Here is an 11,725-nt window from a genome sequence, read left to right as displayed (position 1 = left end):
GTGGTGGGAACAGCTGGCAGCAGCGGGACAAAGGCTTCGCCTGCGGCTTTGCTGCCCTTCTTTGCATCAGGACCATAGGCCAGAGCCACGGTTGGCACCGGTTTGACGGCAACACCATCAAAAGCTGCCCTGACACGGTCACTTACCGCATCGCGGGCAAGGCCAGCATCGTGCAACAGGACACCCTCCAGCGTAGCGTGCGTTTCCCCCGACAGCGCATCATAATCAAGCACTTCATCCTTGCGCGAGAACAGCACCGTCGAGAGCAAGGGATTGCCAAGACCGAGCGACTTGATTGCCGAACCGACGCTCTTCTGGTTTTTTGTCTTGGCATCCACAAGAACGATATCCTGTATTTGGGCGGCATTCTTCAGGCCAACGCCCAGACTGACCGTCTTGTCCGTATAGGTGAGTGAAGGGGTGATGTAGTTGTAATCATACTGTGGTGTGAGCGCATCGAATCTCCCGGTCACGCCCTTTTCGGCGGTCAGGATAACAAGGGTTTTCTGGAACAGACGCTCGATTTGTTCCGTGCTTGGATATTTCAAAATCTTGGTACCGTCGGCTGCGATTTCGAAAATATCATCTGAGCGCAGTTTGACCGTGCCACCCGAAAGGTTTGCCTGCCCCTTCACCACAAATTGGTTGGTGCGCGAGCCATCATTGGCGACATTCACTTGAATGATGCTGCCTTTGTCGAATGTCGCATCGCCGGTTGCTGTCAAAGCGCCAAGTATGTCGTAACCAGAACCCGCGCTAACCGCACCACCCGCATGTACCGTCAGGTTACCAATCTTGCCGGAGCCGCTGAGCATACCGTTATTGTTGATGGTGACGTCGCCACTGGTTCCGTCAACAAGGAGGTAACTGCAGTCATCAGTGCATTGGGTAGAATCGTTTCCACTCACGATAATATCGCTGGCCGCACCGCCAGCATCGACAGCCAATTTCCCGCCCGTGTTGACGGTGCTCTTGCCTGTGACCTCGCCGGTGATATCAGCCTGGCCGCCATTGACGGTGATATCAGCCTGGCCGCCATTGACGGTGATACTGCCGGTTGCCTTGCCGTCCTTTTGCACCCAAAGATATCCACCCTCAACGCTGACATCTTTGACTGTGCCATGGGGATTGACGTGCAATTTCCCGCCCGTGTTGACGGTGCTCTTGCCTGTGACCTCGCCGATAATATCAACCTTGCCGCCATTGATGGTGATACCGCCGGTTGCCTTGCTGTCCTTTTCCACCCAAAGATTTCCACCCTCAACGCTGACATCTTTGACTGTACCACCAGCGTTGACGTACAATTCTCCACCCATGTTGACGGTGCTCCTGCCTGATATGCGGCCCTGATCCAAGATGTGGGCAAAGCCACCATCATTGACGGTGATGTCGTAGGCTGTACCGCCAGCATTGACATTCAATATGCCCCCGCTGTTGACTGTGCTCGTGCCTGATATTCGACCCTGATCAAGGGTTTGGGCAAAGCCACCATCATTGATGGCGACGTCTTTGGCCACACCGCCAGCATACACAATCAACCGACCACCCTTGTTGACAGTGCCATTGCTCATCTGACCAAAGACATTGGCAAGGCCGCCAATGCCACTCTCAGTAGTGGTCCAAGCCTTTTCACCATTGAGGATGATATTGCCGACAGTCTCGCCTGTGTTGATGACCAATGTTTCGCCGGTACCCACTGTCTTGTTACCATTCTGCTGGTTTGCCAGGGGAGGGTTGTTGTCAGGTTGCGGGGTAACGGATTGTGCAAAGCCTGGGCCAGCCATTAGCAATGTCACGCAGACGCTGTACAGGAGATGCTGGCGGAATGTGGCGAGGGGAATGGGACGCGCGGAAATGCACGCAGCTTTGGCGTGAAAAGTCATAAAACATGGTCCTCAATATGGGTGGCCGTAAAAAATTGGCAGTCAGTCAAAAATACGAATCGATAGAATATTTAATATGGAAAAGCATGGCTTTATAAGCGCCTGACAGTCAAGGATATGCCGTGGCTTTGGCGCCATTGCTTGGTGCCTGTAGCGCATTGGCAACAAACATGCATCCCTACAGTTGCATCATTATATTGTTGTGCAATCGCAGGTGGTTAGCTTCAATCCTTGCCATGTGATCGCCTGTTGGAGGCGCTCGCCTAACTCCGCCGGCTGATCAGTCTTGACCCCACCAGCAGGGCATAGGCGGCGAAGAACACCGCCAGCGATACGGCAAATCCGCTGGGGCCCATGGCATCCATGCCAAGGCCGAGTGCCTGCGGGCCGACCAGCATGCCGACGGCATAGCAAAACACGAAAGCCGCATTGGCCGAGGCGAGTTCCCGCCCGGTCAGTTGCGAGCCGAGATGGGCAAGGCCCACCGTATAAAGCCCGGCAACCACGCCGCCCCAGATGAAGAACAGCCCCGCCACCAGATACCAGTTGCCGGTGATGAAGGGCAGGACGCACATGCCCGCAAGGCCGACGAGGGCGCAGACGAGCAGGATTTTGCGGCGGTCCTGCACATGATCGCTCAAAAGCCCGATGGGGATTTGCATCAGCACATTGCCAAGGCCGATGGTGGTCAGGAGCAGGGCGGCATGTGCTTCGGAATAACCAATGCGCGTGCCATAAACGGGGAAGAGGGCAAAGCCGCCGGTTTCCACCGCGCCGAAGACGAAGACGGCAGCCGTCGCCGTCGGCACGGCCCAGATGAAGGGCGCGAAGGGAACATGCTCTTCCTCGTGGAAATCAGGGCTTTCCTTCCAGGCGAGAAGCACCGGGAGCATGGCAAAAATGATGATGCCGAAGCCGACCGCAAAGGGCATCATGCCGGTGCTGCCGATGCGCGAAAACAGCCATGGCCCAAGCGCAAAGCCGAGCGACAGGACGGTTGCATAGACGCCAAGCACCAGCCCGCGCTTTTCCGGCGGGGCGGCCGTGTTGATCCAGTATTCCGACAGGATGAACAGGACTGTCAGGGCAAAATGCAGGAAAACGCGCAAAATGACCCAGACCCAGAAATCGCTAAAAACATAGAAGCCGAAGAACGAGCAGGCGCCGATCAGAAGCATGATCAGCAAGGTGGGCACAACCCCAAGCCGCGCAGCGATGGAGGCGGCAAAGGGGGCGGCAACAATCGAAGCAATACCGGCAACGGCGGCGTTGAGGCCGATCATCGTGGCGGAATGGCCGCGGCTTTCCAGAATGACACTGAGCAGCGGAATGCCAAGGCCGATGGCGACACCGACGGCGCTGATGGTTGCGATGGCCGCAACCAGCGCGCGCCATGAGGACCGGACCGCAATATGGTCCGGTGTCTGCTGCAGGGAATCCACTAGAAAACCTCTCGGACGAAGCGCCCGTATTTCATGGCGTATTGAACGACGGAATGGCCGGGTTGCAGCGCCGGGTTGGTTTCCAGCAGTGCCTGCGCCTCCTGAATGATGGCGCGGGTGATTGTTGGAATATCGAGTTTCAGCGCTTCGTCAAACGGCAGCCAGCAGAGTTCTTCCAACTCCTGCGAGGGGCCGGTGCCTTCGGGCAGGCTGTCGGCCACCGCTTCGCGGAACGTCATGAAAAACCGTGTATCGAAACGGCGTGTACGGCCGGGCGGGGTGGTGGCGCGGGCGAAATAGCGGATGGCGGAAAGATCGGGCAAAATCCTGCGCTCGGCAAAGGCAGCCCAATCCGGATGGCCGATGGATGCGGCGGGAACATGTTTGCCAAGCAGAAGACCGGCTTCCTCATAGGTTTCGCGGATGGCGGACAGGGCAAGCGCCCGGCAACGCTGAGCGCTGGGGCGCGTGCCCATGCCCTGAAGCAGCTTGGCTTCGTCAGAGGGGGTCAGTTCGCTGGTGACGGCAATGCGTCCATCAGCCCGTTCGGTGCGCCCGCCCGGAAAGACGAATTTACCCGGCATGAAAACATGGCGCATATGGCGACGGCCCATCAGAATGCGCAGATCCTTGGCTGAGCGGTCGATGATCAGAAGCGAGGCGGCATCGCGCGGCCTTAAGCGGGCCGTTGCCGATCCCGCTTTGTCCTTTGCAGATTTGTCGAGGTCACTCAATGCCATCATGTCACCGTTCCGGCGGTTCCAGTTCATCGGTTTCGCCGCCGAAACCATGCATGTAATTGGCCCATTGCAATCCAATAATCGCGCCCTTGATGGGTTGGAGCAGGGCGAGCGACAGGAGCACCGTCAGCGGCGCCCAGATTGCCAGATGCACCCAGCTTGAAAGCAGGATGAGCGTTTCCACGGCAAGGAATCCGCCCAGCACAATATGACCTACAATTGTGATGGTAATATATGCGGGAAAATCATCGGCTTGCTGGTGGGTATAGTCTTCACCGCAGACGGCGCAGCGATCAACGGATTTGACGAAGGCGCGGAACAGCTTGCCTTCACCGCAATGGGGGCAGCGGCTGCGAAAACCGCGCCACATGGCCTGACCCACAAGGCGTTTGGGCCTTGCCGGGGCGGTATCCGCGCCAAAAATCTGCTCCGTCATCCCTTATCCTCTTCGCCCGCCGCGGGAGAACCCGCCGGGGCGCTTCTGGTTTCCGCGCGCAAAACGCTTGGCCTTGTGGTGTGAGCGCACACCGCTGGGAACAGCGTGCGGTTCGGTCAACATCTCGAACCGCAATGCACCGGCAACCGGCAGAGCCTCGATCAGGCGGACCTCGACAATATCGCCCATCCTGAAGCCTTTGCCGCTTCGCTCGCCCGAAAGGGCGTGATTGGTTTCGTCATAATGATAGTAATCATCACCCAGCGTTGAAATGGGAATAAAGCCATCGGCACCATATGTCGCAAGGGCAACGAAGAGGCCAGCCTTGGTGACACCCGATATGCGGCCCTGAAAACTGCTGCCGACCTGTCCGGCAAGGTGATGGGCGATCAGCCGGTCAACCGTGTCGCGTTCAGCCGCCATGGCGCGCCGCTCGGAGGTGGAAATCAGCGCGGCGATTTCCGGCAGATCTTCCTCTTCCTTGTGGGTGATGCCGTCGGGGCCTAGACCCAGCGCCGTGATCAGCGCGCGGTGCACGATCAGATCGGCATAACGGCGGATCGGCGAGGTGAAATGCGCATATTTCTGGAGGTTGAGCCCGAAGTGGCCAATATTCTCAGGATTGTACTCCGCCTGCGATTGCGAGCGCAGCACCACCTGATTGACCAGTTCCTGCTGCTCGCTGCCTTCAACGCGCTTGAGAATATGGTTGAACTGGTTCGGGCGCAGTTCCGCGCCGCGCGCCAGCGAAATGTCGAGCGTGCGCAGGAATTCGCGCAATATCTCCTGCTTGGCCAGCGACGGCGCATCATGGATGCGGAAAATCAGCGGCTGGCGCTTGCGCTCCAGCGTTTCGGCCGCGGCGACATTGGCCTGAATCATGAATTCTTCGATGAGCTTATGCGCATCGAGGCGGGCAGGGACCACCACCTTGTCGACCTTACCGTCAGGCGTCAGCAGGATTTTCTTTTCCGGCAGATCGAGTTCCAGCGGTTCGCGGGCATCGCGTCCGCGTTTCAGTACCGTATAGGCGGCCCATACGGGCTTCAGGATGCTGTCGAGGATCGGGGCGGTCTTCTCATCCGGTGCGCCGTCAATCGCCGCCTGTGCCTGCGGATAGGACAGCCGCGCATGGGAGCGCATCATGATGCGGTGGAAGGTGTGCGAAATCTTGCGCCCATTGGCGCCGAAGGTCATGCGCACGGCAAGGGCGGGACGGTCGACCAGTTCTTTCAGTGAGCATAGATCGTTGGAAATACGCTCGGGCAACATGGGCACGACACGATCAGGGAAATAGACCGAATTGCCGCGCTTGAGCGCTTCACGGTCGAGCGCTGATCCCGGCGTCACATAGGCGGCAACATCAGCAATGGCGACGGTGGCAATAAAGCCGCCGGGGTTGTTTTCGTCGGTGTCAGGCTCCGCATAGACGGCGTCGTCATGGTCCTTGGCATCAGCCGGATCAATGGTGACGAGCGGCACATGCCGCCAGTCCTCGCGGTGCGCCATGGTTGCGGGTTTGGCTTTGTCAGCCTCTTCGGTCACGCTGTCGGGGAAGACATGCGGGATTTCATGCTCGTGGATCGCGATCATCGACAAGGCACGTTCGCTGGCAACCGAGCCAATGATCTGGCTGATCTTGGCGAGCGCCAGACCGTAACGGCCAATCTTGGTCACTTCCACTTCGACCAGATCGTTGGCCTTGGCATTGTTCAGCTGGGTAGGGTCAACTGATAGTTCCGCCTGCCGCCGCTCGACTGGTTCGATCCGCCATTCGCCATTGTCGAGATGGCGCAGCACACCAAGCACCGCATCCTTGCGATGTTCGATGCGCTTGATAACGCGTGCCGTATAGGCTGGACCGCTCGGATCAGCCCCGACGAAGATGCGCGCAAGAACGCGGTCGCCAACGCCCGGTGTCGGGCCCTTCTGGTTGCGCGAGGCGCGGATGAAAACGGTGGGCGGGCGGTCTTCATGATCGGCTGGCCATTCCGCCGGTTTGGCAATCAGGCCGCCATCGCCGTCGCGGCCGGTAATGTCGAGAACCGCAACGCTGGGCAGGCTGCCGGGCACAGCAAGGCGCTTTGCCCGCTTCTCGACAAGGCCGTCATCGGCCAGATCACGCAGAACGTCCTTGAGGCCGATGCGTGCATCGCCCTTGAGATTAAAGGCTTTGGCGATATCGCGCTTGCCCGCACGATCCGGATTCTCCTTGATGAACTGGAGAATCTCGTCGCGGCTGGGCAGATAGGGTTCGCGGTCAGGGCTCGCGGAACTGGCAGGCCGCTTTTTTCCTTTGGGTGGAGAGATACGGCGTGCCAATCGGTATGTCCTTAACTTGCTTTCGTTGCTTTTTTCGGTGCAGCTTTTTTGGCTGCCGGTTTCTTCGCCGCGGGCTTTTTGGCCGCTGCCTTGCGGGCAGGGGCTTTCTTGGCACCCTTGGCTCCGGCTTTCTCGGCGATCAGAAGCAAGGCCTCCTCCACCGTGACAGTTGCCGGGTCCTTGCCCTTTGGCAGGGTTGCATTGACCTTGCCCCAATTGACATAGGGACCATACTTGCCATCGCGCACCGTGATCGGGCCGCCATCGGGATGTTCGCCCAGATCTTTCAGCGCCGCCGGTGTGCCGCGTCCGCGTCCCGGACCTTTCGCCAGTTTTTCAGCCAGCACCGTAACGGCGCGGTTGAGACCGATGGAGAACACATCCTCGATGCTTTCCAGATTGGCATAGGTGCCATCATGGGAAAGGTATGGACCATAACGGCCGATACCGGCGGAAATCATCTTGGTGCTCTCCGGATGCTGACCCACATCGCGCGGCAATGACAGAAGCGCCAGCGCCTTCTCATGATCCGTGCTTTCGATGGTCCAGCCTTTCGGCAGGCTGGCGCGCTTGGCTTCCTTGCCGTCGCCGCGCTGGACATAAGGTCCGAAGCGGCCACTGCGCACGGTCACATCTTCATCCGTGTAAGGGTCCTTGCCGAGAACCTTTGGCTCATCGCCATTGCCATTTTCACTTGCTGCTTCACCGCCGCCAAGCTGGCGGGTGAATTTGCATTCGGGATAGTTGGAGCAGCCGACAAAGGCGCCGTATTTGCCGAGTTTCAGCGACAATGTGCCTGTTCCGCATAGCTGACAGATACGCGGATCGCCGCCATCTTCCCGTGGTGGGAAGACGAGCGGGCCGAGCTGATCATTCAGTGCATCGAGAACATTGGTAACCCGGAGTTCCTTGATGCCATCGACGGAGCCGAAGAAGTCGGTCCAGAAGTCACGCAGAACGTCCTTCCATTTCAGCTTGCCATCGGAAATCTCATCGAGCTTTTCTTCAAGACCAGCTGTGAAGTCGAATTCGACATAGCGCTTGAAGAAGCTTTCAAGGAATGCCGTGAGCAGGCGACCCTTCGTCTCCGGGATCAGCTTGCGCTTGTCCACGACGACATATTCGCGGTCAACAAGCGTCTTCAAAATAGCCGTATAGGTGGAAGGGCGGCCAATGCCGATCTCTTCCATCTTCTTGATCAGAGTGGCTTCCGAATAGCGCGGCGGCGGTTCTGTCGAATGCTGGGTAGCATTGATTTTTTCACGGACGAGGGCTTCCCCTGCACGGATTTCGGGAAGACGGGCACCGTCCTCATCGACTTCCTCTTCCTCGCGGTGATCCACATAGGCACCGAGGAAACCGTCAAATTTCACAACGGAACCGGTGGCGCGCAATTGAGCCGCGCGCGAACCGTTCTGCGCATCGATTTCAACGGTAGTCCGTTCGATATCAGCCGACTGCATCTGACTGGCGATGGCGCGCTTCCAGATCAGCTCATAGAGCCGTGCCTGATCGGCATCGAGGAACTGGCGCACATCCTTTGGATGGCGGTTAAAATCCGTAGGACGGACAGCTTCGTGGGCTTCCTGGGCGTTTTTGGCTTTTGTGGAGTAAAAGCGCGGTTTGTCAGGCACGTATTTCTCGCCGAAAACCTTGCCGATTGTCGCGCGTGCAGCCTCGACAGCTTCCGGTGCCATCTGCACACCATCCGTACGCATATAGGTGATCAGACCGGCTGTTTCGCCGCCAAGATCCATACCTTCATAAAGGCGCTGGGCAATCTGCATGGTGCGGGTTGCCGAAAAGCCGAGCTGGCCCGATGCAGCCTGCTGCAATGTCGATGTGGTGAAGGGCGGGCCGGGATTGCGCTTTGTCGGCTTGGCTTCAACTGTTGCCGCCTTGAAGTTTGCACCTTCCAGCATGGTGCGGATCGCGCCAGCCTGTTCAGCATTCTGGATGTCCAGCTTGCCGAGCTTCTTGCCGTCAACGGAAACAAGCCGCGCTTCAAAGCCATCATTGCGCGGTGTCTTCAATAGTGCCGCAATATTCCAATATTCTTCGCGCACGAACCGCTCGATTTCGGATTCGCGATCCGCGACAAGACGCAGCGCGACCGATTGCACGCGGCCAGCCGAACGGGCGCCGGGCAATTTGCGCCACAGTACAGGTGAAAGCGTGAAGCCGAAAAGATAGTCGAGCGCCCGGCGGGCCAGATAGGCATCAACCAGCGGCATATCGATGTCACGCGGATTGGCCATGGCATCCAGCACGGCGCTCTTGGTGATCGCGTTGAACACCACCCGTTTGACCGGCTTGGTGCCTATCGCCTTTTTCTGCCGCAGCACTTCCAGAACGTGCCAGGAGATGGCTTCACCCTCGCGATCCGGATCGGTTGCCAGAATAAGGCCGTCACTGTCCTTCAATGCCTTGACGATATCGCCGAGACGTTTGGCCGATGCACCGTCGACTTCCCATGACATGGCGAAATCTTCATCAGGCCGAACCGAGCCATCCTTGGCCGGCAGATCACGGACGTGACCAAACGAGGCCAGAACCGTATAGCCTGAACCCAGATATTTGTTGATTGTTTTAGCCTTGGCGGGCGATTCGACGACGACAACGTTCATTATTCAATTGAGCTTTCCTGCTCTTGTCACATTACAAAAGCACAGTTTTCACTTCGAAACAGGTCTGTGAAATGAACAGGCTTGCTCGGAACGTCAAGGCCTACATGCGAAAAATCGTTAAATGCAACTTAAAGTTGCTATTTCCAATAATACAATTAATGGTATTTTTCTCATGACTTCGGCGCTATATTGAGAATGGCAGCGAGTCCCGCCTTTTTTGAGAAGGCGAATCACTATTTGATTGATTTTGTGGAGGTTCAGACTGGCAAACTGTCAAATCCGCGGGATTAAAGAGCTGCATAATATAATTAGACCAATTTCAGTATAAATGCGTATTTAAGGACGAAGTCATGAGTGAAAATAAATTCAGTCGGACCGAAAACATTAGATATATTCAACAGATGTTAGGCGAGTTACGTAGCATGGCCAAGTTGAACGACTTGGATATGTTGGCCTATCTGATCGAGATTGCCTACATTGAAAGTAATGATCTTATGGCTAAGGAAGCAAACACTGTTTCATCCATAAAGAAGAGAAACATATCCCCCTGAGTGACGTTGCAGGCGTCCGGCCAAGTCCAGTTCAAGCAGAATCAGACTCATGGCAGCGGGATGTATTCCGCTTGTCCGGATAAGCTCATCAATATCGACGGGTGCAGGACCCAACAAAGTGATGACGCGGTCTCGGTCTGTTTCATTTGGCTGAGCAATGGTCGGAAAATCCGCTTCTGGAGCGAGAAAAGCCGTGTCGTCGAGACCGGGACGATCCAGAAGCGGACTGATGGCCGATAAAATATCAGATGTTTCGGTGACCAGGATCGCGCCGTTTTTCAACAGCGCATTGGTGCCCTTTGCCCTTGGATCAAGTGGGGAACCAGGAATGGCAAAGACGAGACGGCCAAGTTCTCCGGCAAGCCGGGCACTGATCAGTGATCCTGATCGCTCGGCTGCCTCAACCACGAGAAGCCCCAGAGAAAGCGCGGCAATGATCCTGTTGCGGCGCGGAAAATCCCGTGCACGCGGTTCCCAGCCAAAGGGCATCTCACTGATGACAGCGCCGCGACGATGCGGGATTGCCCTGAAGAGTTCGAGATTATCCGGCGGGTAGGGCTTGTCGAGACCGCCTGCCATCACGGCAACAGTCCCGGTATCGAGGCTCGCTTCATGGGCTGCCCTGTCTATTCCACGCGCCAGGCCGGAGATCACGGCATAACCGGCTTCGCCCAGCTCCCGCGCGATGATCCGCGCAAACTTTATTCCGACCAGCGATGCGTTGCGCGCGCCGACAATCGCCACGGCTGGCAGGCGAAACACATCAGGATCACCTTTGATGGCGACCAGCGGCGGCGGATTGTCGGATTGGCGTAGGGTTTGCGGGTAGTCAGGCTCGCCGATCCCGACGAAAACCGCGCCCATGCGCGCAGCTATCGCCATTTCGCGTTCGGCATCCCCAAGACTTGCAATCTTGATGGGACGGCGGCCACCGCCACGCCGGACAAGTACCGGCAGCATCTCAAGCGCGTCCGTGGCCGAACCATAATGGGCAATCAGATGTCGAAAAGTAACGGGGCCGACATTTTCACTGCGGATCAGCCGAAGCCAGCTGAGCCGTTGACTGTCAGAAAGGCGGATGCCCTTCTGCTCTTCCATCATCCCTTGGACCCGATCTTGCCTTCGGTTCCGGCAAGCAGGCGCTGAATATTCTCGCGGTGCTTGATGAAGACAATGACTGTCAGAATAACAAAGAGCAGGGCAACCTGATGATAGCCCATGAAATAGAGCACAATAGGGCTGATGATGGCGGCAATCAGCGCGGAAAGCGAGGAATAGCGGGTTGCATAGGCAATGATCAGCCAGATGGCGGCGAAGATCAGCCCCACTTGCCAGACGAGGCCGATAAGAACGCCGAGATAGGTTGCGACGCCTTTGCCGCCCTTGAACTTCAGCCAGACCGGAAAGATGTGGCCGAGGAAAGCACCAAGACCGGCCACAATCGCCGCCTGCGGGCTGATCACGCCAGCAATGAGCACGGCGGCAGTGCCCTTGAACATATCGAGCAACAGCGTTGCCGCGGCGAGTTTCTTGTTGCCAGTACGCAGAACATTGGTCGCACCGATATTGCCCGAGCCGATGCTGCGCACATCACCAAGCCCGGCAAGCCGCGTCAGGATCAGCCCGAACGGGATGGAGCCGAGCAGATAGCCAAGAACCAGCGCGGCAAAAAGATATCCTGCCTGCCCATTGATGAAATCCGCCATGTTCTTCCCCGGTTCGGT

At 57.4% G+C, this 11,725-nt stretch carries 8 protein-coding genes; all 8 read right to left on the bottom strand.

Annotation, left to right across the window (positions count from 1 at the left end):
- A partial coding sequence (locus AB4Y96_RS21080; RefSeq protein WP_441919647.1) for a hypothetical protein occupies positions 1 to 1,883 on the bottom strand: 1,883 nt, incomplete at its 3' end.
- A 263-nt stretch (positions 1,884 to 2,146) separates the two neighbouring features.
- Positions 2,147 to 3,325 carry an MFS transporter gene (locus AB4Y96_RS21075; RefSeq protein ID WP_441919645.1) on the bottom strand — a complete coding sequence of 393 codons (1,179 nt, stop codon included), beginning with the start codon at positions 3,323 to 3,325 and terminating at the stop codon, positions 2,147 to 2,149.
- Positions 3,325 to 4,068, bottom strand: coding sequence for an NUDIX hydrolase (locus AB4Y96_RS21070; RefSeq protein ID WP_441919643.1), 744 nt, complete (start codon positions 4,066 to 4,068; stop codon positions 3,325 to 3,327). Before AB4Y96_RS21070 ends, AB4Y96_RS21075 begins: the two co-directional genes overlap by 1 nt.
- A gap of 1 nt (position 4,069) precedes the next feature.
- Positions 4,070 to 4,501, bottom strand: a complete 432-nt coding sequence (locus AB4Y96_RS21065; RefSeq protein WP_113097772.1) for a DUF983 domain-containing protein — start codon at positions 4,499 to 4,501, stop codon at positions 4,070 to 4,072.
- Positions 4,502 to 4,504: 3 nt separating this feature from the next.
- Positions 4,505 to 6,823, bottom strand: coding sequence for a ribonuclease R (gene rnr / locus AB4Y96_RS21060; protein ID WP_441919641.1), 2,319 nt, complete (start codon positions 6,821 to 6,823; stop codon positions 4,505 to 4,507).
- A gap of 11 nt (positions 6,824 to 6,834) precedes the next feature.
- On the bottom strand, positions 6,835 to 9,450 hold the full coding sequence (gene topA / locus AB4Y96_RS21055) for a type I DNA topoisomerase (protein WP_441919640.1): 2,616 nt from the start codon (positions 9,448 to 9,450) through the stop codon (positions 6,835 to 6,837).
- Positions 9,451 to 9,968: 518 nt separating this feature from the next.
- Positions 9,969 to 11,102 (bottom strand): DNA-processing protein DprA, encoded by a 1,134-nt coding sequence (gene dprA / locus AB4Y96_RS21050; RefSeq protein WP_441919638.1) that lies wholly within the window; start codon positions 11,100 to 11,102, stop codon positions 9,969 to 9,971.
- Positions 11,099 to 11,707, bottom strand: a complete 609-nt coding sequence (plsY, locus tag AB4Y96_RS21045) for a glycerol-3-phosphate 1-O-acyltransferase PlsY (RefSeq protein ID WP_441919636.1) — start codon at positions 11,705 to 11,707, stop codon at positions 11,099 to 11,101. The genes dprA and plsY overlap by 4 nt, the downstream gene beginning before the upstream one ends.
- Positions 11,708 to 11,725: the final 18 nt, after the last annotated feature.

This window comes from Phyllobacterium sp. TAF24, assembly GCF_052113785.1.
Taxonomy (GTDB): Bacteria; Pseudomonadota; Alphaproteobacteria; order Rhizobiales; family Rhizobiaceae; genus Phyllobacterium.
This window is presented reverse-complemented; position numbering and strand designations above follow the sequence as displayed.